Source organism: Glutamicibacter sp. NPDC087583 (assembly GCF_044743685.1).
In the GTDB taxonomy this organism is placed as follows: domain Bacteria; phylum Actinomycetota; class Actinomycetes; order Actinomycetales; family Micrococcaceae; genus Glutamicibacter.
Genome location: NZ_JBIUWY010000001.1, coordinates 822219 through 848412, shown reverse-complemented (window position 1 = coordinate 848412; position 26194 = coordinate 822219). Strand labels below are relative to the sequence as shown.

The window sequence follows — 26194 nt, the reverse complement described above, 5'->3', positions numbered from 1 at the left end:
GGGAAAGCAGTTGCGCGTAGACGCGGTCCAATTCGCTCACTAGTTGGCCTCGACTTTTCCAGAATCCAGCTTGGCCACGGTGACCTGCTCGCCATCTACCGAATCATCGGCGACAAGTTCCAGCTGCGCGGTCAGGGTTTCACCTGCCACCAGCTCGCGGTTCGCTTCCAGTGCCGCGATGGCGGCCGTGTTGGCGGTGACCACGGTGTGGATGCGATCCGATACCTGCAGGTCCGCGTCCTTGCGGGCGGACTGGATGGAGCGGATCATGTCGCGTGCGGTGCCTTCGGCAGCCAGTGCCTCGGTTACCTCGGTATCCAGCACCAGGAAGCCGCCGTCGATGACTGCCGCGGCAATTTCGCCTGCTGCATCCACCACGGTGTCCAGGGTGTATTCGCCCTCGGCCAGTTCCAGTCCTCCCGCGGTGACCACCCCGTCGGTGACCGACCAGTCCCCGGACTTGGCGCCCTTGATCGCCTGCTGCACGTTCTTGCCCAGGCGCGGACCGGCCGCACGGGCGTTCACTACCAGCTGCTGGCTGATGCCGTAGCTGGCGGCGTCGACGCCTTCGGCATCGATCAAGGTGACGGCCTTCAGGTTCAGCTCGTCCTTGATGATCGACGCGTAGGTGCCTTCCAGGCGGGCAGCGCCGGTGAGCACAACCTTCAGCTCGGCCAGCGGCAGGCGCACGCGCAGGTTCTTGGCCTTGCGCAGCGAGGAGCCCACGGAGCAGATCTTGCGGGTGGTTTCCATGGTTTCCAGCAACGCGGCGTCGGTTGGGAATTCGCTGGCTTCTGGCCAGTCCTCCAGGTGCACCGAACGTTCGCCGGTCAGCCCGCGGAAGATCTCTTCGCTGGCCAGCGGCAGCAGCGAAGCGGTGACCTTCACCAGGGTTTCCAGCGCGGTGTACAGGGTGTCGAAGGCCTGGGTGTCTTCATCGAAGAAACGCTGGCGGCTACGGCGCACGTACCAGTTGGTCAGGGTGTCCATGTACTGGCGCACGGCCTCGGTAGCATCGGAGACCTCGTAGGAATCCAGTGCCTCGGTGACTTCGCGTACCAGCTGGCCCGTGGCGGCCAGCATGTACTGGTCCAGCGGGTCGGTGGAGTCCATCGAGCGCTTGGCCTCGTAGCCGGCCCCGTTGTTGGCGGAGTTGGTGTAGAGGTTGAAGAAGTGCCAGACGTTCCACAGCGGCAGCAGCACCTGGCGCACGCCATCGCGGATGCCCTGTTCGGTCACGACCAGGTTGCCGCCGCGCAGGATCGGCGAGGCCATCAGGAACCAGCGCATGGCATCGGAGCCGTCGCGGTCCAGGACCTCGGTGACATCCGGGTAGTTACGCAGGGACTTGGACATCTTCTGCCCGTCCGAGCCCAGCACGATGCCGTGGGAGATCACGTTGGTGTAGGCCGGGCGGTCGAAGAGCGCGGTGGAGAGCACGTGCATGGTGTAGAACCAGCCGCGGGTCTGTCCGATGTACTCCACGATGAAGTCCGCCGGGTGGTGGCCGGAATCGAACCATTCCTGGTTGTTGAACGGGTAGTGCACCTGGGCGTACGGCATCGAGCCGGAGTCGAACCAGACATCGAGCACGTCTTCCACGCGCTTGAGGGTGCCGGATTCGGCGCAGCCCTCATGGGCCTTGGTCAGCTCGTCGATGAATGGGCGGTGCAGGTCAGGCTGGCCTTCGTGGTTGACCGGCATGCGGCCGAAGAAGTCCTGCATTTCCTGCAGCGAGCCGAAGACTTCGCGGTGCTCGCATTCGGCACCGGTGCATTCCCACACCGGGATCGGCGAACCCCAGTAGCGGTTGCGCGAGATGGACCAGTCGCGGGCGTTTTCCAGCCACTTGCCGAACTGGCCGTGCTTGACGTTGCCCGGGATCCAGTTGATCTGCTCGTTCAGCTCGACCATGCGGTCCTTGAATTTGGAGACCTCGACGTACCACGAGGAGATCGCGCGGTAGATCAGCGGGGTGCGGCAGCGCCAGCAATGCGGGTAGGAGTGCTCGTAGGAGGCCTGCTTGACCAGCTTGGCCTCGTCCTTGAGCACATTGGTGATGGTCTTGTTGGCGTCGAAGACCTGCACACCGGCGATCTCGGCCAGCGGGCCGTTGCCGAAGACAGGAAGGAACTTGGCGCCCTCGTCTACCGAGAGGATCACCGGGATGCCGTGCTCTTCGCAGACCTTCTGGTCATCCTCGCCGTAGGCCGGAGCCTGGTGCACGATGCCGGTGCCGTCGGCCACAGTGACGTAGTCGGCGGTGAGAATCTGCCAGGCGTTTTCGGTGCCGTACTTCTCGGTGTCGGTGTACGTGTCCCACAGCGGCTGGTAGCGCACGCCGGCAAGCTGCTCACCGGTGTAGCTGGAGGTGATGGCCGCAGCGGCTTCCTTGGCATCCTTGTAGCCCAGGTCCTTGGCGTAGGAGCCCAGCAGGTCGCGGGCCAGCAGGAATGGCCCGGCGGCGGCCGAAGCCTTCACGCCGGCCTCGCCTGCAGGAACCACGACGTAGTCGATCGCCGGGTGCACGGCCAGTGCGGCGTTGGTTGGCAGGGTCCACGGGGTGGTGGTCCACGCCAGGGCCTGCACGCCGGCAAGTGCCTTGGAGGCTTCGGTTTCACCGGCAAGGATGGTGAAGCCCACGGTGACGGTCTGGTCCTGGCGGTTCTTGTAGACGTCGTCGTCCATGCGCAGCTCGTGGTTGGACAGCGGGGTCTCGTCCTTCCAGCAGTACGGAAGCACGCGGAAGCCCTTGTAGGTCAGATCCTTGTCCGAAAGCTGCTTGAAAGCCCAGATGACCGATTCCATGAACTCGACGTTCAGGGTCTTGTAGTCGTTTTCGAAGTCGACCCAGCGAGCCTGGCGGTTCACGTACTGCTTCCACTCATCGGCATACTTCATCACCGAGGTGCGGCAGGCGTCGTTGAACTTGTCGATGCCCATGGCTTCGATCTGCTTCTTGTCGGTCATGCCCAGCTGCTTCATGGCTTCCAGCTCGGCTGGCAGGCCGTGGGTGTCCCAGCCGAAGCGGCGCTCCACGCGCTTGCCGCGCTGGGTCTGGTAGCGCGCTACCAGGTCCTTGACGTAGCCGGTGAGCAGGTGGCCGTAGTGCGGCAGGCCGTTAGCGAAGGGAGGGCCATCGTAGAAGACGAATTCTTCGCCCTCGCGCTGGTCAATGGAGGCCTGGAAAGTGTCGTCGTTCTTCCAGTATTCGAGGACGCGCTTCTCAAGATCTGGGAATCGCGGTGAAGCCGGGGTCGAACCGGTTGGGTCTGTAGTGACCTTCGGGTAGAAGCTCATCGAATGGGCCGTCCTTCAAGCGTAGGGTCGATAAATCCTTGCCTACGAGGACGGCACGAATGCCGCGGTACCACCCCGCTTATCCCCCGCCGCAATGATGGGGAATCGCTTATCTTCAGCTGTGACGGGCTGGTCCCGTTCGGTTCTACTTGGCGTTCATGATGTTCGCGGTTCTTCCGAAGACTCACCGGTGATAGCCGGATCAAAGTCGCAGTCCTTATATCCTACCGCGTGATGCCCCAGCTGAAAATTCCCGGCAGCCTTCGAAATGCAAGTGAGCGCAGGCTCACAGTACGCAGCTGGAAAACCGAAAACGCCATTCCCTGCATTTTCAGGATAGCGCGCCCAGGGGGCCTTGCCGCAAGGCCCCGCAGAGGGTCCATAATCAATATCTTCCCCACGAGAACTAGCTAGACCAAGGAGCCCGCGTGCCTGCCAAAATCGCAAACACCAGCTATTTCGATGCCATCGAACACAGTCCAGTACCGGAGAACTCGGCCGAGATTGGCGAGGACCAGCAACGGCTCTGCGAAATTGCCAACCGGGTTGGGCAGCTTCGATCCGAAATTTTGGAGCGCATCGCCCGACGAGGACAAGACCAGGCCGGCGTGCTGCAGCAATCCCTTGAACGCGATGTTGAACTCAGCGAATTAGCCCAGCGGCTGCGCCAGCTGGACCGCATGGGCCCCTACGCCTGCTTGGGCTTCATGGAAACAGCCGGGACCGGCGAGCGCCTCTACATTGGCCGCAGTGGCTTGAGCGACGACCAGGGCAAGCAGCTGCTGCTTGATTGGCGAGCCCCTGCAGCAGAACCATTCTTCGCCGCTACCCATGAGAAGGACCATGGGTTGGCCATGAGACGCCGCTACCGTTGGCGCCGGCAACGCATCTGCGACTATTGGGATGAAGTGTTTGATTCCTCCCAGCTGGCTTCCCATGCCCGCCTGGATGACCACTCTTCATTTCTCGCTTCCCTTGGCAGCAAGCGTTCACCAAAAATGCAGGACGTGCTCGCAACCATCCAGTCGGACCAGGACGCGATCATCCGGAGAAGCTCGCAAGGCGCGCTGGTAGTTGACGGAGGGCCGGGTACCGGCAAGACGGTGGTCGCCCTGCATCGAGCCGCCTATTTGCTGCATGCGGACCCACGGCTTCAACGCCAGGGTGGCAAGGTTTTGGTGGTAAGCCCGCACGAGGCCTATAGCTCCTATGTCGCTGACATTCTTCCGAATCTCGGCGAGGACGAGGTGCTCATTTCAACACCTTCGAACATAGTTTCGATTGGCGATGATTTGCCCTCGGAACCGGATCACGGAGTCCACCGCATTAAATCCAGCCTGGCAATGCTGGATGCAGTCAAGAGGGCCGTGCAGGTCTTTGAAGAGCCCCCCTCGGCTGACCTTCAAATCGACTTTGGGGAAGCTCAAGCCACTCTGACAACGCAGCTGTGGCGCACTGCGGTCACCATGATTGGCGAAGCAACGCCGCACAATGAAGCACGCATCGAATTGCGTGATGCCCTCATTGATCAATTGCTCCCCCAAGCCCTCATTGGCGAAGACACGAAGCCACTGCCGCGCTCGGAGTGGGAGAGAAATCCAGCACTGAATGGGTTGCTCGATGAGCACTGGCCTGTCCTGGATCCATGCAAGCTGCTGCGGGCGCTCTATTCAACCCCGGAGCTGCTCCGCTACAGCGGCAGAGACCTTGGCAACGAAGAGATCGAAAAGCTACTGGCAAGTTCGGCTTCTGGCCGATGGACCACGTCGGATATTCCGCTGATTGACCTTGCGCGCTTTCTCATTGGCGACCCGCACAGCGAAGCGAAACGTCGTGATGAACAGTTCAGAGTGCACGCCGAGCGTACTCGATGGAAAAACGTCGTTGATGATCTGATGGACTCGGTTGACGACAACGAGGATCTGGCATCCCAGCTCATCCACCACGATCTCCAGGAGCAGCTTCTCGCCGGAGCTCCGGAGAACAATTTGGCCTCGCTCAATTACGACGGACCCTTTTCGCATGTCATCATCGATGAAGCCCAGGACCTGACCGATGCGCAATGGGCAATGATCCAACGCCGTTGCCCATCAGGGAGCCTGACGATTGTGGGCGATAGGGCCCAGGCCGTTCACGGCTTCAACACGACATGGGAACAGCGTTTGGCCAGGATTGGCATTCGCGGCATCTCCGTATCCCGCTTGCGGGTCAACTACCGCAGCACGGCACAGATCATGGAAGCAGCCGCAGAACAGATCCAGGCACAGATGCCCGAGGCGAACGTGCCGCGATCATTGCGCACGGATGGTGCACCGGTGCGTTATGCCCGCCTGACCGAACTGGAATTAATACTCGATGATTGGCTAGGCGAAAATGCCGAGGGCACGGCGGCAGTTATCGGGGCCTCTGGCTTCCACAACTCTGGCAGGGTCCGCTTTCTTTCGCCAGAGAACGCCAAGGGCCTGGAATTCGATCTGGTGCTCGTCTGCCAGCCACGCTCCTTCGGCACCGGATTAAGCGGAGCCGTGCGCAGATACGTGGCCATGACCAGAGCGACAGCTCAACTGGTAATACTTGCCGATCAATAACCGGCAGCAGCCTTTAGTAGGCTGGCATTCATGAGTACTTCCGAGCCGCAGTGGTTGGACACCCAGAATCAGCAGCACTCGTTGGCCTCGCCAGTGGTGCTGCGCTGGGGGCAGCACCTGGTGACGGCAATCCTGCTTGCCATCGCGTTGCTGCGACAGATTTCAGCGCAAGGAAATGTCCTGCCCGCGATCCTCGTCTCGGTACTCTTCGCCACTTGGTACAGCCTCGGCTTCGTTTCCCGTGCCAAGAAAGGAGTCTTCGCCAAGCCCGCGTGGTGGTTGGCGCTGCTGCTAGGGATCTGGATTGCAAGCCTCTTCGTTTCCGCTGAATTCATGTGGTTGGCCTTCAGCCTTTGGCTTCTCCTGGGCCACCAGCTGCCATTTCTTCCCTCAATATTGTGGTCAGTGGTCGTCTACGCCTTTACTTTGCTCGCTCCCTACCTGCACAATGCCGAGCTCAGCATTGCCGCCATTGCCGGCCCCTTGGTTGGCGGGCTATTCGCCTGGGGCATCTCCCGCGGATACCTGCAGATGGAACGCGACGCGGAAGCACGTACTTCCCTGGTGGATTCCCTGGTGCGAGCCCAGCAGGAAATGGCAGACCTGCAAGGAGAATTGGCCCGCTCCCAGCATGAGGCTGGCATCGCCACCGAACGCACCCGTCTGGCCCGCGAAATCCACGACACCGTCGCCCAGCAGCTCTCCTCCATCGGATTGCATGCCAAGGCGGCCGAAGCGTCCAGGGATCCCGAAGCTGCCTCGGCGGCCCTGAGCCGCATCGATGAGCTTTCCGGGCAGGCGCTGACCGATTTGCGTCGCATCATCGCCGCCCTGGCTCCGGCAGAACTCGATTCCCAGGCGCTCGCCGGAGCCTTGGGCCGCGTCTTGGAGAATTTCAAGGCCGATTCGAAGTTGGAGACCCGATTGGATATCGAACCGGGGCTGCCCACTTTGGATCCGAATGTGCAGATCGCGCTGCTGCGCACCACCCAATCCGCCCTGTCCAACGTGCTGCGCCATGCCCAGGCCTCCACGGTGGCGCTCAGCCTGGGGTCCAGCGGCGACGAGGTACGTTTGGATATTGTCGATGACGGCATCGGCTTCGTTCCCAATACTGGTCGCGTGCAAACCAGTACGCACACCGGAGGCTTCGGCCTGACCGCAATGAACCAGCGCCTGCGCGAACTCGGCGGCGGTTTGGATGTCGAGAGCTCACCCGGTGAAGGCACCGCCCTGTGCGCCCACCTTCCGCTTCGCTTAGCAAAGGACAACTCATGATCCGGATCCTGCTGGTCGACGACCACCCCATCGTGCGGACCGGCCTGCGCGCGCTGTTCGAGAACTACGACGACATCGTTGTCATTGGCGAGGTTTCCAGCGGCGAGGAAGCGGTGGAATTCGTCAAGGCCAGCACCGTCGATGTGGTGCTCTGCGACTTGCGCTTGGGTGCCGGGATGAATGGCGCACAAACCACCGCGGCGATCCGCCAACTGGCCAAACCGCCTTATGTGCTGATCCTGACCACCTTCGACAAGGACTCAGAGCTGCTCACTTGCATCGAAGCTGGAGCTGCCGGCTACCTGCTCAAGGATGTCAGTGCCCAGACCATCGTCGAATCCATCCGCCAAGCCTCCGCCGGGCACATGGTCCTGGCCCCGGAGATGACCCAGCGCGTTGTCGAGGGCATGCGCCGTCCCAAAATCGAGCTCACCAAGCGCGAAAAGGACGTATTGGTCCAACTGTCTACCGGTGCCGGCAACAAGCAGATCGCCAAGGCCCTGTTCGTCTCGGAGGCGACGGTCAAAACCCACCTGGTCCACATTTTCGACAAGCTCCAAGCAACTACGCGTACCGACGCGATCAACAAGGCCAAAGACCACGGACTGCTGTAGCTGATCAACAGAATCCCGGTGACACGCCGGGGTGCGTCTCAACCTTTCGGTTGAAGTTTTATTCACCCCTTTCCACGATGGCCTGACCTGCGAAATCTCGTTAACTGGAACTATGAAAGTTCCAGTTATCCCCCGGATCGGCGATTCGCTGACCAACCGCCGCGGAGCCCGCATTTGGGCCGCCGGCATCTTTGCAGTAGTTCTCGTTCTCTTTGGTGCGCTGAGCAGCATCCAAGCCCCAACCCGTGCGGCCAGCTCCCTGGTCGAAGGCTCCGAATCGGCACAGGTCGCCGAAATCCTGGATGCCAACACCAGCGATTCCCAGAGCTCGGCTTTGCTGGTGGCCAACCGCACCGATGGCCATGCGTTGAGCAATGCCGACACCGCTGCCCTTGATGAGCAGACCGCGGCGCTAGCCCACGACGCGGAGGTGTCCGCCGGCCGCACCATGGCCAGCGAAGACCAGCAGGCAGCCATGGTTCCGCTCACCTGGGATACGGTCTCCGATACGGCCGACCGCCAGAAGCTGGATGAGGTCCGCAACTGGATCCAGGCCCATCCCATTCAGGGGCTGGCCGTGCAGGTCACTGGTTCTACCGCCTTCGCAGTAGATATCACCAATGCCTTCGCCGGGGCGGACTTCACCCTGCTGGCCGTCACGGTGGGCATCGTGGCAGTCTTGCTGATCCTCACCTACCGTTCGCCGGTACTCTGGCTGATCCCGCTGGTCGTTGTTGCCCTCGCCGATCGCAGCGCCTCCCTGGTGGCGAACCTGCTGGGCAACGCCTTCAATCTGCACTTCGACTCCGGCGTGCTCAGCGTGCTGGTCTTCGGCGCCGGTACCAACTACGCCTTGCTGCTGATCTCCCGTTACCGCGATGAACTGCAGAAGAATGCTGATCACCGCCAGGCGCTGTCCAAGGCGTGGGCGGCCAGCTTCGAAGCGATTCTGACCTCCAACCTCACCGTAGTGCTGGCCCTGCTGACCTTGGGACTGGCCGTCATGGAAGATACCCGCGGGCTGGGCATCGTCTGCGCCGCTGGCTTGCTGATCGCTGCGTTCTTCGTGCTCTTTGCGCTGCCACCGATCCTGGCCTTTGCCGGGCGCAAGGCGTTCTGGCCGCTGGTCCCCCGTCCGGGACAGGAAAGCAAGAAAGAAAACTTCTTCGGACGTGCTGCTCGTGCTGTGATGACCCGTCCGGGCCTGAACTTGGCAGCATTGGCGGTCTTGCTCATGGTGCTGGCTGGAGCGTTGACCGGTACGCGTATCGGCCTGGACCAGACCCAGCAGTTCCGTACCGCCACCGAGTCTTCCAGTGCCATGCAGACCCTGGCTGAGCACTTCCCCGCAGGTGAAACCCAGCCGATCACCGTGTTGGCGCAGGGGACCGATGTCCAGGTCCTGCGAGATGAATTCTCCGGAGTCGAAAACGTCAAGCGTGTTGGCGAATCCTCCCAGCTCGGCACCACGCCATGGCAGCAGTTCTCTGTCATCTCGGCTGTCGATCCCAGCTCGGCCATGGCGCAGGACCTGATAGCGGACCTGCGCGGTGCTGCGGCAACCGGCAGCACCGGGCAGGTGCTCATTGGCGGGCAGAGCGCCGAACAGCTTGATTCGCACCAGATGCACCTGCGCGACCTGTTCGTGATTACCCCGCTGATCATGGTCATCTGCTTCGTGATGCTCGGCTGGCTGACCCGTTCCTGGCGAACCGCACTTGCCTTGGGTCTGGTGAATTTGCTCAGCGCGGCCGCCGCCGTCGGCTTGGGTTCCCTGGTTTCCTCGGTGGTCTTCGAGGCCAACGCCTTGGATGTCCAGGTGCCGCTGCTGGCCTTCGTCTTCTTGGTCGCCTTGGGCGTGGACTACACCATCTTCTTGACCCAGCGAGTTCGCCAAGACTCGCAGGTGCTGGCGCTGGGCGACGCAGTGGTACTGGCCGCAAGCCGCACCGGTTCGGTGATCACCAGTGCCGGGCTCGTGCTGGCAGGTGTCTTCGCGGCACTGGCAACACTGCCGCTCACGGTATTAGGCCAGCTCGGCCTGATCGTCGGACTCGGCGTCCTGCTGGACACCTTCGTCGTTCGCACCCTGCTGCTCCCGGCGCTGTTCGCAGTCCTGGACTCAGGCAAGCATCCACTCTTCGGCACAACCTCCTCCGCTGCAGAAGCAACTGCAGAACCAACCGTTCAGAAAGAAAACAAAATCAATGCGTAAGCTCGTGATTTTCTCCTTCGCCTACATGGTCCTCGGTGTAGCTTCCGGTCTTTTCTACCGTGAATTCACCAAGATGAACGGCTTCGCTGAAGGCCAGTGGACCCAGCTCTCCGTAGTCCACACCCACCTGCTGGTGCTGGGCTTCATCATCTTGCTGCTGGTGCTCCTTCTGGAAAAGGCCTTCGGCCTGAGCGAGCACCGCAAGCTCTTCGCGTGGTTCATGGGCACCTACAACGCGGGCGTGATCCTAACCGCGGGCATGCAGCTCACCCACGGCATCATGACCGTACTAGGCGTTGAGTCGTCCAAGATGATCTCGGGCATCGCGGGTCTTGGCCACATGTCGATCACCGCAGGCATGATCTTGCTGTTCATCATGCTGCGCCGCAGTGTCGGCGCCCAGAAGCCAACCCAAAAGGTTGAGCTGGCCGGCTAGACCAGCCAAGTACCACAGCGGAACTGAAACTCGGCCCAGACGAAGATCGTCTGGGCCCAGTTCGCTCGCGCTTCTGGCCCCCACTGCCAGGACCCCAAGATTGGCCACTTGGCTAAGGATAAAATGATCCGCTGCTGCTATAGATTGAACTAACAATCTTTCTCCCAGGAGCGGTCATGAGCGACGAATTCTTTTCCATCGTGGATACCGAAACCACCGGCCTGTTCCCCGGAGGGAACGACCGCATCGCCGAAATTGCGATAGTCACCATGAATCGGCAGGGCACGATTGTCGACTCGTGGGAAACACTGATCAACCCGCAACGCGATCTTGGCAAGCAATCAATCCATGGCATCCAGAGCCGCGACGTGCTCGATGCGCCCAGCTTCAAGGACCTGGCAGAAGAACTGCATTGGAGGCTATCGGGCACAGTGCTCGTGGCACACAATCTTTCCTTCGATTCCAGATTCCTTGAGGCTGAATTCCGCAAGTGCGGCCTGCCGGTGCCCGAGACCTTCCTGGCGCAAGGAATGTGCACCATGCGAATGTCCCACCGCTACCTGCAAGGCGCAGGCCGCTCGCTTCAAGACTGCTGCGATTCCTTTGGCATCGAGTTGCAACAGGCTCACAGCGCAGTGGGAGATGCGACGGCCACAGCGACATTGCTTTCGCGCTACATGGAACTGGATCCCGATGAACCAGAATGGGACGGACGACTGCGTTTAGCCTCGACAGGGCGGTGGTTTGATTCCACGCCGCGCTCGCGCGTCGTTCCAGTTAAGCGGTCCCAGTACAGAGCTGAATCTGCCGGGCATTTTCTGGAAAAGCTTGCGACCCGGTTGCCGGAATTTTCGGGCACGGCTACGGAGGAGAACTACTTGGCCGTACTGGATTTAGCTTTGATGGACCGCTACGTATCAGCCCATGAAGAAGCCCAGCTGCTCCAGGCCGCCACTGAAATTGGTTTGGATAAGCACCAAGCGCTGAGATTGCACGAACTGTACTTCCAACAGCTTGTCGCAACGGCTTGGTCCGATGGCGTACTGACCGAAGACGAAATAGCCGATCTGGCGAAAGTCATCGGATTGCTAGGACTTCCGCCGCAGCTAATCGAGGTAGCCAAGGTGGCGCCGGTGGCTTCCGAAGATCACGAACCCATCCGCGAGCCTCAGGGCAATCATCAGATCGATCTCGGCGCCATGGTGGTGCTCACCGGCGATATGACTCGTCCGCGTTCGGAGATTGAAGCTCAGCTTGCGTCCGCAGGGTTCACCCCTCATCGCGCGATCACCAAGAAAGTAGCCTTGCTGGTGGCCGCGGATCCTGACTCGCTCTCCGGCAAAGCCAAGAAAGCACGCGACTACTGCATCCCTGTTGTCGGCGAAGATTATCTCTGGAACACCCTACTCCGCTGACACCCGCGCCAGGTACAGCAATGGGCGATGTCCCCCAGCAATGATTTGCCGAGGGACATCGCCCATAGTTGCTAGAGCCCGGGGTGAAACTTACAGGCTCTCAACCAATTTTTTTGCCGAAGAGAATTCCATCATCGCTTCGCGCTCTACGACCTTGACGCGGTCGCGAGTGATCTCGCCGAAGCGAGTCGAAACGGTGCCGGCTGTGGCGCCCAGTTCCTTCTCGTGCGCGTCCAAGTTCTTCCAGCCATCCCAGTTGGAGAAGTTCACGCCGCGGCTTTCGAGCAGTTCCGAGATCTTCTGGGAAGAATCCGGCTGCGCCAGCTTAGTGAGGTCTTCAAGCAAGTGGGTAATGGTCTCCAGGGCGTCGCCCTTGGTGTGGCCAATCAGCCCAATCGGGCCACGCTTGATCCAGCCAGTGGCATACAGGCCGGGAACGTGAGCGCCGGACGCGTTCAGCACGCGGCCTTCCACGTTGGGCAAAACGCCCTTGGCCCCGTCGTATTCAATGTCGTCGACTGCCGAACCGAAGTAGCCGACGGCACGGTAGATGGCCTGCAGCGGGTACTCGACGAATTCGCCGGTGCCGCGTGCGCCGCCATTTCCGTCGAGCTCGTTGCGCTCCACCTTCAAGCCGGTGACCTTGCCATCTTCGCCCAATACCTCGACTGGCGACTGCAGGAAGTGCAGGTGCAGGCGGCGCGAGGCGCTTGGAGCTTCTTCACGCTCTTCCTGCTCGATCAGCCAGTTGGTCAGGGTGGAGACCATGGTCTTGGTCTGGTTATTGGTCTTCATGGCTTCATCCGAAGCCTTGTCGAACTCGAAGTCCTCTGGATACAGGACGATGTCAACGTCCTTGGAGTGCGAGAGTTCGCGCAGTTCCAGCGGGGTGAACTTCACCTGGGCCGGGCCACGGCGGCCGAAGACATGCACGTCGGTGACGGCCGAGTCATTCAGCTGCTCGTAGATGTGCTCAGGGATTTCGGTTTCCAGCAGCTGGTCAGCATGCTTGGAAAGGATGCGGGCCACGTCCAGGGCAACGTTGCCGTTGCCGATGACAGCAACTTCCTTGGCGGACAGGTCCCAATTCTTGTCAACATCTGGGTGTGCGTCATACCAGGACACGAAGTCGGCGCCGCCGAAGGACCCTTCAAGATCGACACCTGGGATGTTCAGGTCAGCGTCCTTCTGGGCGCCGGTGGAGATGATCACTGCGTCGTAACGGGTATGCAGGTCTTCCAGCGAGATGTCGCGGCCCAAGCCGACGTTGCCGTAGAAGTCGATCCAGTCGTTGTCCAGCACCTTGTGCAGGGCGTTGATGATGCCCTTGATACGCGGATGATCCGGGGAAACTCCGTAACGGATCAGACCGAATGGCGTAGGAAGCTCGTCAAAGAGATCAACGTGCAGCTTCAGTTCTCCCGATGCGACCGGCTGGCTCTTGTTGAGCAGGTCAGCGGCGTAGATGCCGGCCGGACCGGCACCAACGATGGCAACACGCAGCGCCCGGGAATGGAGGTGCTCAGGGACGATAATTTCACTCATCAAACAACTTCTCTTTCTTAGTCAACGAATGAGGCCGGCGCGGTGGCATCGGCATTCTCTAGCGGCAGGAGGTCTACCAGTTGGTCGGAGGCTTCCGGGGCTAGCCGAACGACGTCACCAATAACGATAACGGCCGGATTCGCCACTGCGGCCTTGCGGGCGCGCTTTACTATCCCTTCTAGCGTACCGATAGTTGTGCGCTGCGTCTGTGAGTAACCTCGCTCAACTATCGCAATCGGTGTACTTGACGGTAAACCACGGGTAAGCAATGTCTCAACAATTTGTGGCAAATTCGATACTCCCATCAGCACCGCAAGGGTGTGATCGGAGCGGATCGGCACGTCCGCGAGTTCGCTGTGTCCACTGACTACGGTAAAACCGGCCGCAATTCCCCGGTGCGTGACGGGAATGCCAGCGGCCATGGGCACGGAGACTGCACTGGTAATGCCGGGAATCACACGCGTAGGGATCCCGTATTTCGCGGCGTGGAGCAGTTCTTCGCCGCCGCGTCCAAGTACAAACGGGTCGCCACCTTTGAGGCGAACTACCCGCTTACCTTCTGAAGCGTACTTGACCAGTAATTCATTGGTTTCATCCTGGGTTTTGACGTGGCAGCCTGGTGACTTGCCCACATCGATGACAACCACATCATCGGAAAGTTCTGCCAGCAACGCGGTAGGTCCCAGCTTGTCGGCCAAAACCACTTCCGCGGCAAGCAGGGCCTTATAGCCGGCGATGGTAATCAGCTCGGGATCCCCCGGTCCACCGCCAATCAGGGTGATATGCCCTTTAGCCATTGTTTTCTCCCGTTCGGGTCATTCCTCGATCGCGCAACAGCTTGCGTTCAATCGGAGCGAAAAATACCAATTCGATCAGCACACCCACCAGCAGGATGGTCAAGATCACCAGCATGACCAATGGCAGGTCTGCCAGATCGCGGCCCCGTTGCAGCAGTGAACCGACGCCTAGGGCCAGCGAACCGCCCACGGCAATCAATTCGGCAGCCATCAACGAACGCCAAGCGAAAGCCCAGCCCTGACGCAGTCCGGCTACATACCCTGGCATGGCAGCTGGCAGCTCAATGTGCAGCACATGCTCCCATTTGGAGGCACCGAGCACCTTGGACAAGGACTTGTACTGCGCTGGAATCATGTCGATCCCGGCGAGCAGGCCATTGATGATGGATGGAATCGCGCCGAGCAGCAGAACCGTGTAGATGGTCGCATCGCTCAGGCCAAAAAGAATGATGGCTGCGGGAACCCACGCAATAGAGGGCAATACCTGCATGGCCGATACCAGTGGCCCCACCCCCTTGCGCAACAGCGACTGATGCGCCAGCAGCAACGCCAGCGGGGTGGAAATAATCACGGCAATCGCAAATCCGCTCACGGCGCGGAACAACGAATTGCCCACGGCCGCAACCAATGATCCATCTGCCAGCAGTTGCGGAAGCTTAGCCGCGACAGCCAGTGGACCGGGAAAAAGGTCTTCGCGCAGTGGGCTTGCCCAGGAAATAATTTGCCACAGGCTCAGAAGCACAACCACAGTGAGCAAGGGGGCAACCCATGAATCGAGCTGGTTGTTCGGGCGTAGCTTGATAACGCGCACGGGTTTGAACCTAGTTCGAGATTCTGTCAGTGAGCTCATGTTTCCGCTGCTCCTTTCTGAGAATCGTGGTTAGTTCATCGGCCAATGCGGCGGCCTCGGCCGGGTTATTGCGGAGTTCGCCGGTGATCCGGCGAGTCTCCAGGATGCGCCCGGGGTGCGAAGAAAGCACCAGAATGCGGCCGGAGAGGCGAATCGCCTCACGCACATTGTGGGTGACGAAGATGATGGTCTTGCCCGTTTGCCTCCACAAGGCCCGCAACTGCTCATGGAGCATGTCACGCGTGATGGCGTCCAGGGCGGCAAATGGCTCATCCATCAACAGAACCTGGCGGTCCTGAGCCAAAGCCCTGGCCAAAGCGACGCGTTGGCGCATGCCGCCAGAAAGTTCATGCGGCTTCTTGCCGCTTGCATGCCCCAGCTGAACGAGGTTGAGCAGTTTCTCCACGCGTTGCTGGCGTTCCGGAGCTGGCTTCCCCGCGAGCTTGAGCGCCAGGTCAACGTTCTCGCTGGCAGTCAGCCACGGCAGGAGGTTGGCATCCTGGAACATGAATGCCGCGCCGTCTTCAGGTACTTCAAGCCAGCCGGAGCTTGGCGCCAGTAGCCCAGCGATCATGTTGAGCAAGGACGACTTGCCGCAGCCTGAGGCCCCCAAGACAGCGATAAACTCTCCGTCTTCAATTTCTGCACTGAGGCGATCTATGACCAAGCCAGTGCCTGGATAGCTCAGGGAAACTTCATTCAGCCGTACTCCCATTACTTCTCCTGCTGTTCAAGAAAACGCGTATCCACGAGTCCGTCTGCGTTACCGCCAGACCCCACTCCTACGGCTAATGCGTGGTCCACGAGTGACTGGTAGGTTTCAGGCAGGGGGTCCTCGCTGAAGTGCACCTGCTTCAAGGCTTCAGCGATCACTGATTCGTCAAAGGAACTTCCGTTGGCTTCGACCAAAGCTTTCTGCACTGCCGCCAACTTCTGTTTTTCGTCCGCATGATTGAGCCAATCGATGGCTTGGGTATTTGCATCGACCAGCTTCTGCACGGTTTGCGGATGGCTAGCCATGAATTCCTTGGAGACCACCAGAACCGTTGTCGGGAACTTGCCGTCGGGCCAGAGCTCGGCTTCATTCACCAAGCGGTGTCCCCCGTTCTTCTCGACTAGCAATGAAGCGTAGGGCTCCGGGAGCCAAGCACCGTCAATTTCACCGCGGCCGAAAAGCTGTGCGACGGTTCCATTGGAGCTCGGGGTCACTGTGGCGTCCTGTTTCAAGCCCAGGCCCTTCAGGTAGCTGCGCAAGGCAACATCCTGGGTTCCGCCGAATTGCGGGCTGGCCAGATTGCTGCCGGCCAGTTCCTCGGGCTTAGTGATCTTCTTGTCGACAACCAGGCTGGCTCCGCCGTAGGCGACGCCGGACACCACGTTCAACGACTCGCCATCGCTGGACAGGTAGCTGTTCAACGCCGGGTTTGGCCCCAGATATGCGGCGTCGATGGCCCCCGAGTTCAAGGCTTCTACAGCTGCCGGTCCCGCGTTGAATATCTGGCTTTGGACACTGGTACCGTCTTCTTCAAGGTGATCTTGGAGAAGACCTTCGGACTGGGCGATCAAGGCCGGAGCATGGGTGAGGTTGGCGAAATAGCCAATCTTCAGCTCATCTGCCGGGCCGTGATGTGCCGCCTGCGCTGGTACTTCATTTGGTCCCGGAAGAAACGTCGTCGCCACAGCAACTGCGCTCAATGCTCCGACCGCCGCCAGCCCGAGGAAGCGTCCTCGGAAGCCGGTCTTCTGCCCATGAGCCGTCAGCCGGACCCGCCCTTGGTTTCCTGTTGGCTGGCCAACATCAGGCTGCTTCATTATTTTCCTCGATGATCCCCGCCGCAAGGGTGCGCCCCGTAGCTGGATCGATTAGCAGGAAGCTTCCGCCAGTGCGCGAGGTGGCGTACTGCTCGATGGCCAACGCTGCCTGGCTGCGCAAGGTGATCCGGCCCAGGTCGTTGAGCTCCAAGGAGTGGGCGGGCTGCTGCGAATAGTCGGCCACGTTGATGACGTAGTCGATGGTTGACAGCTTGGCTGCGGCGACCTTGGTACCGTGCTTGATCAACAGCCGTTGGCCGCTAGTGAGCTTCACTGGGTCCAATACGCAGATGTTCGCCTGGAACTCCCGGTGCGCGGTTGGCAGTTCGCCGGCGACGATGGTGTCGCCGCGGGCAATATCCAAGTCGGTCTCCAGCTCGACAACGATGGCGTCGCCGGCCTGGGCGCTGTGCGCGGTACCAGCAGGCGTGCTGATGGCCTTGATCCGGCTGCTCACGGGCTGGCCGTTGGAGAGCACCTGCACGGACTCCCCCACGGCCAAGCTGCCGTCAACCAGGGTTCCGGCATATCCGCGGTAGTCGCGGTACGCGTCCGGGTCCAGGCCTGGAGCCAAGGCGCCCTGCGGGCGGATCACGTACTGGACATCCAGACGGGCAGTGCCCCCGCCGAGCCGTGGCTCGATGTCCTCGAGCAGCCCGAGCAAGGTCGGGCCGGCATACCAGTGCGCGGAAGCCGAAGGATCGACGATGTTATCTCCCTGAAGCGCGGAGACCGGGATGACGGTGGTTGACTTCAGGCCGAGTTCTCCGGCGAGCGCGAGTACTTCGGCCTCGATCTGGCTGAAGGCCGCTTCGTCCCAGTCGATCAGGTCCATCTTGTTCACGGCGATGACCAGTTGCGGAACCCGCAGCAAGGCGAGCACGCCAAGGTGGCGCCGGGTCTGCTCCAGCACGCCGTGCCTCGCGTCAACCAGCACGATCGCCGCGTCTGCGGTCGACGCGCCGGTGACGGTGTTGCGGGTGTACTGCACGTGTCCGGGGCAATCGGCCAAGATGAAGGACCGCTTGTCGGTGGAGAAGTAGCGGTAGGCCACGTCGATAGTGATGCCCTGCTCGCGTTCGGCGCGCAGCCCGTCGGTGACCAGCGCGAGGTCCAGGGTTCCAGCGCTGCCGCCGAAGCCGCGTTCGGCGCTGGTACGGGCCAGGTCATCGAGCGAGTCGGCGAGGATGGCCTTGGCGTCATGGAGCAGGCGGCCCACGAGAGTGGACTTGCCGTCGTCGACCGAACCGGCGGTAGCGATGCGCAATAGTGTGGTGGTCATCTTAGAAGTACCCTTCGGTCTTGCGGTCTTCCATTCCCGCGGCGGAAATACGGTCGTCGGCGCGGGTGGCTCCGCGTTCGGTGATGGTGGCGACGGCCAATTCATCGAGCACCTTCGCCACGGTGTCGGCGGCGGAGAGCACCGCACCGGTGCAGCTGGCGTCGCCCACGGTGCGGTAGCGCACCTGCTTGACGACGACCGGCTCATCGGCGTTGGGCTGGCTGACGCTGGTCAGTGCCCGCCACATGCCGTCGCGTTCGAAGACCTGGCGGCAGTGCGCGAAGTAGATCGGCGGCAGCTCGATGTTCTCGCGCTGGATGTAGGCCCAGATATCGCGTTCGGTCCAGTTGGAGATCGGGAAGGCGCGCACATGCCAATCCGGCTCGTGCCGCCCGTTGTACAGGCTCCAGATTTCCGGGCGCTGGTTGCGCGGATCCCAGACGCCGAACTCGTCGCGCAGGGACAGGATGCGCTCCTTGGCGCGGGCCTTGTCCTCATCGCGGCGCGCCCCGCCGAAGACCACGTCGAAGCCGTTGGATTCGATGGTGTCCAGCAGGACCCGGGTCTGCAGGCGGTTGCGGGTGCCGTCGGGCAGCTCGGCCAGCTCTCCGCGGTCGATGTACTCCTGCACGGAGCCGACGACGAGGTTCAGCCCGTACTTTTCCACGACCGCGTCGCGGAAGTTGAGCACCTCGGCGAAGTTGTGGCCGGTATCGATGTGCACGACGGGGATGGGCACGCGGCCCGGGTAGACGGCCTTGGCCAGCAGGTGCAGGACGACTACGGAGTCCTTGCCGCCGGAGAACAGCAGTCCGGGCTTGTCGAATTCGGCGAGCACTTCGCGGATGATGTGGATCGATTCGGCTTCCAAGGCGTCCAGGACGCTGCGCTGGGTGCCTGCGGGCGCGTTAGCGGTGATGGTCATGATTCGCTCCTTAGACGTGGATTCCGCATTCGGTTTTATTCAGCCCGGCCCAGCGGCCAGCCCGCGGGTCCTCGCCCTCGGCTACCGGCCGGGTGCAAGGCTGGCATCCGATGGACGGGTAGCCGTTGGACAGCAGCAGGTTCACGGGTACTTGGTGCCCGGTGGCGTAGTCGATCAGCTGATCGAAGCTCCAGGGCGCCACGGGATTGAATTTGACCAGTCCGTGCTTCTCGTCGAAAGCGACCAGGGGCGTGTTGATGCGGGTCTCAGCCTCGTCACGGCGTACCCCGGTGAACCACGCGCTGTATCCGGACAGGGATCTGGCCAGCGGGTCCATCTTGCGCAACTGGCAGCAGGCAGCCGGATCCCGGGAGAACAGGTCCTTGCCGAACTTCTGATCCTGTTCGGCCACGGTCAAGGCAGGCAGCACGTCGACGATGTTCACGTCCAGCGTGCGGGCCACCTCGTCGCGGGTTCCATGGGTTTCGGCAAAGTGGTATCCGGTTTCCAGGAACAGCACATCGACCTTGGGCAGCTGCGCGCAGACCAGGTGCGGCAGCACGGCATCGGCCATCGAGCAGGCCACCGCTACCTCCTCGGCTTCGAGGTGCTCAGCAGCGAAAGCGACGACCTGGGCCGCTGTGGCATCCCAGCCCAGCTCGGCGGCGCCCAGCTTGGCGATGCGCCGCAGTTCAGCCTCGCTGCGGGTACGTACTGGGGTCGGCTTGCTCATTTCAGGTCATCCTCTTCAGCTCGGTGGGCCCAGGCAGCGAAGGATTCCCCTTCGGCAGCCGAGGCCGAGTAGTTCTTCACTACCCGCTCCACGTATTCGGGCAATTCATCAGCCGCGACCTTGAGCCCGCGCACCGTGCGCCCCAGGGCGGCTTCGCCATTTTCGAAACCGGCCAGGGTGCCACCGAGGTGAACCTGGAATCCGGAGACCTGTTCTCCCTGGTCGTTGGTAATCAGCTGCCCCTTGAATCCGAGGTCCGCGGTTTGGATGCGGGCGCAGGAGTTCGGGCAGCCGTTGACGTGCAGGGACAGCTGGCGAGGCAGCTTGCCCTCGTGGTCGGCCAGGCGATCCTCGATTTTTGCTACCGCGTCAATCATGGTGTCTTTGGTGTCCACAATGGCCAGCTTGCAGAATTCGATACCGGTGCAGGCAATGGCCGAACGCTTGAACAAGCTGGGGAATGCCTCCAAGCCCAGGGCGCGAGCCGAAGCGACGAAGTCCTGCACCTGCTCTTCGGCGATGTCCAGGGCGATGATCTTCTGGTGCGGGGTGGTGCGCAGCCGGGTGGATCCATGGGCTTCGGCCAAATCGGCAAGGCCGGTCAGCGCAGTACCGGATACGCGGCCAGCCGGAGCGGTCAACCCGATATAGAACTTGCCGTCCTTCTGCTCGTTGACCCCGCTGTGGTCTCCTGCTTCGGTGGGCTGCTCCGGCAACGGGCCGTCGGGCAGCTCATAGCCCAGGTACTCATCTTGCAGCACCTGGCGCATTTTTTCCGTGCCCCATTCGGCCAGCAGGAACTTCAGGCGTGCGCGGTTGCGCAAGCGGCGGTATCCGTAGTCCCGAAAGATGGAAACAACGCCCTCCCAGACATCCGGTGCCTGCTCTTCGGTCACGAAGGCGCCGAGGCGTTCGCCCAGGCGGGGGTTTGCCGACAGCCCGCCGCCGACCCACAGGTCGTATCCGGGGCCGAGTTCCGGGTGGACGGTGCCGATCAAGGCGATGTCGTTGATTTCGTGGACGACATCCTGGCTTGGGTGGCCGGTGATGGCGGTCTTGAACTTGCGCGGGAGGTTCGCGAATTCCGGCTTGCCGATGTAGCGGCGGGAAATTTCGGCGATCACCGGGCTGGGATCGATGATCTCGTCCTTGCTGATGCCCGCCACCGGAGAGCCGAGGATGACACGGGGCACGTCGCCGCAGGCCTCGGTGGTGTGCAGGCCGACGGCTTCCAGCCGCTGCCAGATCTCCGGGACATCGACGACGTCGATCCAGTGCAGCTGGACGTTCTGGCGATCTGTCAGGTCGGCGGTGTCGCGGGCGAAGTCGGTGGAGATCTGGCCGATGACGCGCAGCTGCTCGGTGGTCAGGGCGCCGCCGTCGATGCGCACGCGCAGCATGAAGTAGCGGTCTTCAAGTTCTTCTGGGCTCAGCGTCGCCGTCTTGCCGCCGGGGATCCCCTGGGCACGCTGGGTGTAGAGGCCCCACCAGCGGAAGCGGCCGTGCAGATCCTCGGGTTCAATGGAATCGAAGCCCTGCTTCGAGTAGATTTCCTCGATGCGCTGGCGCACGTTCAGGCCGTTGTCGGCGGCCTTCATCTCTTCGTTGGCATTCAACGGGACAGGGCCGTCGATTTTCCATTGGCCGTTGGGTTTTGCCGCTCTTGTGGAGCGAACTGGTGTGGTTGTCTGCGTCATGTCCACCAGCGTAGGAACTGCCCCCAGGGGGTCGGCAACCTGCCGGTGTCACATGGCTACGCGTTGCCTAACGAGTTAGGACTTCGTCATCTGGAGACATGAAAAGCTCCTCTTCGAGCGCCTTTTGCAGTCGCACAAGGAAACATTGAGCAATCATTACGTCAGGAAGCAGGGGGCTTGTCACCACGCCTGCCCCCGTGCTAGCCAGCTTCTGCTGGAAGAATCCGTCGGCGAGCAGCGAGCTGAGCACGAGCACTGGACGCGCGGCAGCATTTCCCACGACGTCAGCGATCCGCGGCTGGGCCCCTGCGCAGTAGCCCACCTGCACTTCGCGCTCCAATAGGACAGCGAGCTGCTCGGCGAGATTCTTGACCTGGTTTTGGCCGACTTCCAATCTCGTGCCCGCCGCCGCCAAGACAACGAGCGGGTCGTTGGCCAGGTGCCCTGCGGCGCGTTGCGCCAGGACTTGGGCCAGCTCCGGCAGCGGACCCAATGGCAGGGCGGCGGAGGTTCCCGCGCGCGAGGCGACCGCCTGCGCAATGTCGTGCGTCGTATGAACGCCGTCGGAGACCAGCAGCGGCAAGACCACTGCCGGCTCGCCTTCAGGCAAACCGGCGATAACCGTTTCAAGCCGGGGCTCTTGGACATCCACATAGGCTTCGTGCCAGACAAGCTGCACCGGGAATCGCTCTTCGCTCCGCCGTTCCAGGTCGGCACGCAGATCATGGATTAGTTGCTGCCCGTTGGCGTTGTCCGTGCCGTGGGATGTTGCGACAACATGTATCTTCTGCTGGGTCGCTTGACTCATGAATTGATCCTCACCGATGTTGTTGGGCGCCTATTTGGCGCTGCGCACTAGCTTGTGGTTGGCGGCCTGCGCCTGCGGGCGGATGACAATTTCATCCAGATTCACGTGGGCCGGGGCGCTGACCGCATAGCGGATGACTTCGGCAACGTCTTCACCGGTCAAGGGATTCTCCACACCGGCGTAGACGTTGTCGGCGGCGCTCTGGCTTCCCAGGCGACGGAGCGCGAACTCTTCTGTCTGCACCAGGCCGGGCAGGATCTCGATTACCCGCAGCCCGTTCTCGACTTCTTCAAGACGAAGCGCCTGGGTCATGGCACGTTCAGCGGCCTTTGCCGCGTTGTAGCCGCTGCCGCCTTCGTAGCTGGCCAGTGCGGCGGTGGAGGTAACGTTCAAGACGGTGCCTCGCGCCTCGCGAAGCTGGGGCAGCAGTGCACGGGTCAAGCGCATGGTTCCCATGACATTGGCTTGCCACATGAAGTCCCAGTTTTCATCGACCGCGTCGGCCCAGGTTTCGGTTCCACGCGCACCGCCGGCGCAATTGACCAGCGTATCTGCGCCGCCTTGCGCGGTGACCGTTTCTACCAGTGCGTCGACATCTGCCTGCACGCTGACATCTGCTGGCACCGCGATCGCACCGCATTCAGCGGCGAGCTTTTCCAAGCGGTCGGCCCGGCGGGCTACTGCGAAGACGGTCCATCCTTGTGCGCGCAACGCACGGACTGTTGCCTGGCCAATTCCGCTGGAAGCTCCGGTAACAACGGCCGAACGGGAAGAAGTCTTATCTGTAATTGTCATACGTCAACTGTAGAACCAGATCATTACCAGTTGGTAAGGCATGAATTTCTCTTACATTTCATGCGGCAAGATTTTCTTCCGGGCCAGGGCCTGGAATCCAGGGCGGCGAGCGTCGGCGGTGCCGCCAGGGCCATGGCCGATGCTGTCCCGCCTGCGCCTACTGCGCGGCGGCAACGTGCAGCTGGCGCGGCTGCCGGAGGAATGCAATCGGAGGGAATATCTTGCGTAAGCGGAGCCATGCAGGAATGCGCCAACGCCAGACGGCGCTGCTATGCCCGGGTGCACCGTGCCGCTGGTGCGGGCGACAAGGCGATTCGGCGGTCGCGGCAGGACGGCTGAGCCAAGGGCCGCCGGTCCGGCACAGGCTTTTGATCCAGCTGGTCCCGGCTGGACAGCGGCGTGGTGCAAGCCATGGGCAACAATGACTGTGCGCCGGGCAAAACATGGAAGAATAGACGTATGGCAGAAGAAAACTTGGGCACAGACACGCCCGCAACGGTTTCCGTTCCTGACAAGCCCGCTTTGGAAGGCTTGGAAGAACGTCTTTCGTCCCGGTGGCGCACCGAGGGCACCTATCACTTCAATGAGGACACGACTCGCGAAGCCGTGTACTCCATCGACACTCCCCCGCCAACCGCTTCGGGTTCGCTGCACGTAGGACACATGTTCTCGTACACGCAGACCGACGTGTTGGCTCGCTACCAGCGCATGATCGGCAAGAACGTGTTCTACCCACTTGGTTGGGATGACAACGGCTTGCCTACCGAGCGCCGCGTGCAGAACTACTTCGGCGTCCGTTGCGACCCAACCAAGCCGTACATCGAGGGCTACCGTCCACCGGAAAAGCCTGCGAAGAACCAGCGCGACTGGGATGTCATCAGCCGCAAGAACTTCATCGAGATCTGTGAAGAGCTGGCGGTCGAAGACGAAAAGGTCTTCGAGCAGCTGTTCACCACCCTGGGCCTTTCGGTGGACTGGCGCATGACCTACCGCACGATCGACGACAATTCGCGTGCAACTTCGCAGCGCGCCTTCCTGGACAACCTGGCAAAGGGCGACGCCTACATGGCTGAAGCTCCAACCCTGTGGGACGTGACCTTCCGTACCGCAGTGGCCCAGGCCGAACTCGAAGACCGGGAAATGCCCGGCGCCTACTACCGTTATGCATTCGACGCTGAAAACGGCGAGCAGGTCTTCATCGAGACCACCCGCCCGGAACTGCTCGCTGCTTGCGCCGCGCTAGTGGCCCACCCGGATGACGAGCGCTACCAGCACTTGTTCGGCAAGACCGTGACCTCGCCGATCTTCGGAGTTCCCGTCACCGTCCACCCGCACCCATTGGCCCAGGCCGACAAGGGTTCTGGCATTGCCATGGTGTGCACGTTTGGCGACTTGACCGACGTGACCTGGTGGCGCGAACTGCAGCTGCCAACCCGTCCGATCATTGGACGCGACGGCCGCATCCTTGCAGACACCCCCGAGTGGATCACCACCGAGGCCGGCAAGGAAGCGTACGCCCAGATTTCGGCAAAGACCGTGTTCTCCGCCAAGGAAACCGTCGTCGAGATGCTTTCCGACGCGGGCCTGCTTGATGGCGAGCCGAAGAAGATTTCCCGTCCGGTGAACTTCTTCGAAAAGGGCGACAAGCCGCTGGAAATCGTGACCTCGCGCCAGTGGTACATCCGCAACGGCGGCCGTGATGAAGAACGCCGCAACCAGATGATCGCACGCGGCCAGGAAATTGATTTCCACCCGTCGTTCATGCGCTCGCGCTACGAAAACTGGGTTTCGGGCCTGAACGGCGACTGGCTCGTTTCCCGCCAGCGCTTCTTCGGCGTACCAGTGCCAGTGTGGTACCAGGTCAACGAGCACGGCGAACCGAACTACGATGCGCCGCTGTTGCCGACCATCGACCAGCTTCCGGTTGACCCGGCAGCAGACGCGCCGACCGGCTACACCGAGGACCAGCGCGGCTCCGCTAACGGCTTCATTGGCGATGCCGATGTCCTGGACACCTGGGCAACCAGCTCGCTGACCCCGCAAATCGCTGGCCGTTGGGGCCGTGACGACGAGTTCTTCTCGAAGGTCTACCCCTTCGACCTGCGCCCGCAGGGCCACGACATCATCCGTACTTGGCTGTTCTCCACCGCGGTTCGCGCAGATTCCCTGCACGGCAACGCTCCGTGGAAGCACGCTGCGATTTCGGGCTGGATCCTGGATCCGGACCGCAAGAAGATGTCCAAGTCCAAGGGCAACGTGGTTGTACCTAACGAAGTCCTGGATAAGTTCGGCGCGGACGCCGTACGCTACTGGGCGGCCAGTGCCAAGCTGGGTGCCGATACCGCGTATGAAATCAACCAGATGAAGATCGGCCGCCGCCTGGCCATCAAGATCCTCAACGCCTCGAAGTTCGTGCTGAACTTGGGCGCGACCGACGCCAACGTCTTGACCGATGACGCTTCGGTAGTCACCAACGGGCTGGATCGTTCGCTGCTCGCTCGCCTGTCGACCGTTATCGAAGACGCCCAGCGCGCTTTCGACAACTACGACTATGCTCGCGCGCTGGATATCACCGAGTCGTTCTTCTGGTCGTTCACCGACGACTACGTCGAATTGGTCAAGGACCGCGCCTACGGCGGCCACGGCGAAGCCGAGCAGGCGTCGGTTCTGGCTACCCTGGCCACCACCCTTGATTCCGTGCTGCGGCTGTTCGCGCCATTCCTGCCATTCGCTACCGAAGAGGTTTGGGGTTGGTGGCGCACCGGGTCGGTGCACCTGACCCAGTGGCCAAGCACCGGGCACTTGTCCGCTGCAGTGGAGGGCTCCGACCCGGCGGTACTGCCACTGGTTGGCGTCGCTCTCTCGGGCATCCGCAAGGCCAAGTCCGATGCGAAGGTCAAGCAGCGTACCGAAGTGCTCTCGGGCGAGATCCACGCTCCAGCGTCTCAGGTTGCGCAGCTCAAGGCAGGATTCGAGGACTTGAAGTCCGCGGCGAACGCCCGTGAGCTGACCCTGGTTGAAGCCGACGGTGAAATGACTGTCACCAACGTTGAATTGGCTCCGGCTGAAGAAACCGAATAGCAGTTGAACCAGAAAAACCGGTT

At 61.5% G+C, this 26194-nt stretch carries 19 protein-coding genes; 7 read left to right on the top strand and 12 right to left on the bottom strand.

The annotated features are described in order from the left end of the window. Positions 1–39: 39 nt before the first annotated feature. A complete protein-coding gene (gene ileS / locus ACIOU9_RS04030; protein WP_402696101.1) occupies positions 40–3300 on the bottom strand; it encodes an isoleucine--tRNA ligase in 3261 nt (1086 codons plus the stop codon). 428 nt (positions 3301–3728) lie between these two features. Here ileS and helR point away from each other — a divergent pair, with 428 nt between their 5' ends. From helR to ACIOU9_RS04000, 6 genes are all read left to right on the top strand, one after another. Beyond that, the gene (helR, locus tag ACIOU9_RS04025) at positions 3729–5888 is read left to right on the top strand and encodes an RNA polymerase recycling motor ATPase HelR (RefSeq protein WP_402696099.1); all 2160 of its coding nucleotides are present in this window, start codon (positions 3729–3731) and stop codon (positions 5886–5888) included. Between the two features lie 30 nt (positions 5889–5918). Continuing rightward, positions 5919–7166 (top strand): sensor histidine kinase, encoded by a 1248-nt coding sequence (locus ACIOU9_RS04020; protein ID WP_388022202.1) that lies wholly within the window; start codon positions 5919–5921, stop codon positions 7164–7166. Continuing rightward, positions 7163–7780 carry a response regulator gene (locus ACIOU9_RS04015; protein ID WP_388022204.1) on the top strand — a complete coding sequence of 206 codons (618 nt, stop codon included), beginning with the start codon at positions 7163–7165 and terminating at the stop codon, positions 7778–7780. Before ACIOU9_RS04020 ends, ACIOU9_RS04015 begins: the two co-directional genes overlap by 4 nt. A 112-nt stretch (positions 7781–7892) precedes the next feature. Continuing rightward, entirely contained in the window at positions 7893–9995 is a 2103-nt protein-coding gene (locus tag ACIOU9_RS04010) for an MMPL family transporter (protein ID WP_402696097.1), read from the top strand. Beyond that, entirely contained in the window at positions 9988–10431 is a 444-nt protein-coding gene (locus ACIOU9_RS04005; RefSeq protein WP_402696095.1) for a DUF2871 domain-containing protein, read from the top strand. Before ACIOU9_RS04010 ends, ACIOU9_RS04005 begins: the two co-directional genes overlap by 8 nt. Before the next feature lie 176 nt (positions 10432–10607). Further along, positions 10608–11846: an exonuclease domain-containing protein gene (locus tag ACIOU9_RS04000; protein ID WP_402696093.1), complete on the top strand. Its 1239-nt coding sequence runs from the start codon at positions 10608–10610 to the stop codon at positions 11844–11846. 90 nt (positions 11847–11936) lie between these two features. Here the strand turns inward: ACIOU9_RS04000 and ACIOU9_RS03995 are convergent, their stop codons facing one another. The 11 genes from ACIOU9_RS03995 to ACIOU9_RS03945 all read right to left on the bottom strand — a co-directional run bounded on the left by ACIOU9_RS03995 (position 11937) and on the right by ACIOU9_RS03945 (position 23090). Further along, positions 11937–13391 (bottom strand): FAD-dependent oxidoreductase, encoded by a 1455-nt coding sequence (locus ACIOU9_RS03995; RefSeq protein WP_105658478.1) that lies wholly within the window; start codon positions 13389–13391, stop codon positions 11937–11939. Positions 13392–13408: 17 nt separating this feature from the next. Next, the gene (gene cobA, locus ACIOU9_RS03990) at positions 13409–14188 is read right to left on the bottom strand and encodes a uroporphyrinogen-III C-methyltransferase (protein ID WP_105658477.1); all 780 of its coding nucleotides are present in this window, start codon (positions 14186–14188) and stop codon (positions 13409–13411) included. Then, positions 14181–15038, bottom strand: a complete 858-nt coding sequence (locus ACIOU9_RS03985; RefSeq protein WP_402696091.1) for an ABC transporter permease — start codon at positions 15036–15038, stop codon at positions 14181–14183. Before ACIOU9_RS03985 ends, cobA begins: the two co-directional genes overlap by 8 nt. Beyond that, positions 15010–15753 (bottom strand): ABC transporter ATP-binding protein, encoded by a 744-nt coding sequence (locus ACIOU9_RS03980; protein WP_105658475.1) that lies wholly within the window; start codon positions 15751–15753, stop codon positions 15010–15012. Before ACIOU9_RS03980 ends, ACIOU9_RS03985 begins: the two co-directional genes overlap by 29 nt. Further along, complete coding sequence (locus ACIOU9_RS03975; RefSeq protein WP_105658474.1) at positions 15753–16850, bottom strand: ABC transporter substrate-binding protein; 1098 nt, start codon at positions 16848–16850, stop codon at positions 15753–15755. Before ACIOU9_RS03975 ends, ACIOU9_RS03980 begins: the two co-directional genes overlap by 1 nt. After that, positions 16837–18132 (bottom strand): GTP-binding protein, encoded by a 1296-nt coding sequence (locus tag ACIOU9_RS03970; protein WP_332594710.1) that lies wholly within the window; start codon positions 18130–18132, stop codon positions 16837–16839. The genes ACIOU9_RS03975 and ACIOU9_RS03970 overlap by 14 nt, the downstream gene beginning before the upstream one ends. A 1-nt stretch (position 18133) precedes the next feature. Further along, positions 18134–19057: a sulfate adenylyltransferase subunit CysD gene (gene cysD, locus ACIOU9_RS03965; protein ID WP_402696089.1), complete on the bottom strand. Its 924-nt coding sequence runs from the start codon at positions 19055–19057 to the stop codon at positions 18134–18136. Between the two features lie 10 nt (positions 19058–19067). Beyond that, positions 19068–19790, bottom strand: a complete 723-nt coding sequence (locus ACIOU9_RS03960) for a phosphoadenylyl-sulfate reductase (protein ID WP_402696087.1) — start codon at positions 19788–19790, stop codon at positions 19068–19070. Continuing rightward, on the bottom strand, positions 19787–21487 hold the full coding sequence (locus ACIOU9_RS03955) for a nitrite/sulfite reductase (protein ID WP_402696085.1): 1701 nt from the start codon (positions 21485–21487) through the stop codon (positions 19787–19789). Before ACIOU9_RS03955 ends, ACIOU9_RS03960 begins: the two co-directional genes overlap by 4 nt. A gap of 67 nt (positions 21488–21554) precedes the next feature. Then, positions 21555–22295, bottom strand: a complete 741-nt coding sequence (locus tag ACIOU9_RS03950) for a sirohydrochlorin chelatase (protein WP_105658469.1) — start codon at positions 22293–22295, stop codon at positions 21555–21557. A 30-nt stretch (positions 22296–22325) separates the two neighbouring features. After that, on the bottom strand, positions 22326–23090 hold the full coding sequence (locus ACIOU9_RS03945) for an SDR family oxidoreductase (protein WP_332486850.1): 765 nt from the start codon (positions 23088–23090) through the stop codon (positions 22326–22328). A gap of 459 nt (positions 23091–23549) precedes the next feature. Here ACIOU9_RS03945 and valS point away from each other — a divergent pair, with 459 nt between their 5' ends. Continuing rightward, a complete protein-coding gene (gene valS, locus ACIOU9_RS03940; RefSeq protein WP_105658467.1) occupies positions 23550–26171 on the top strand; it encodes a valine--tRNA ligase in 2622 nt (873 codons plus the stop codon). Positions 26172–26194: the final 23 nt, after the last annotated feature.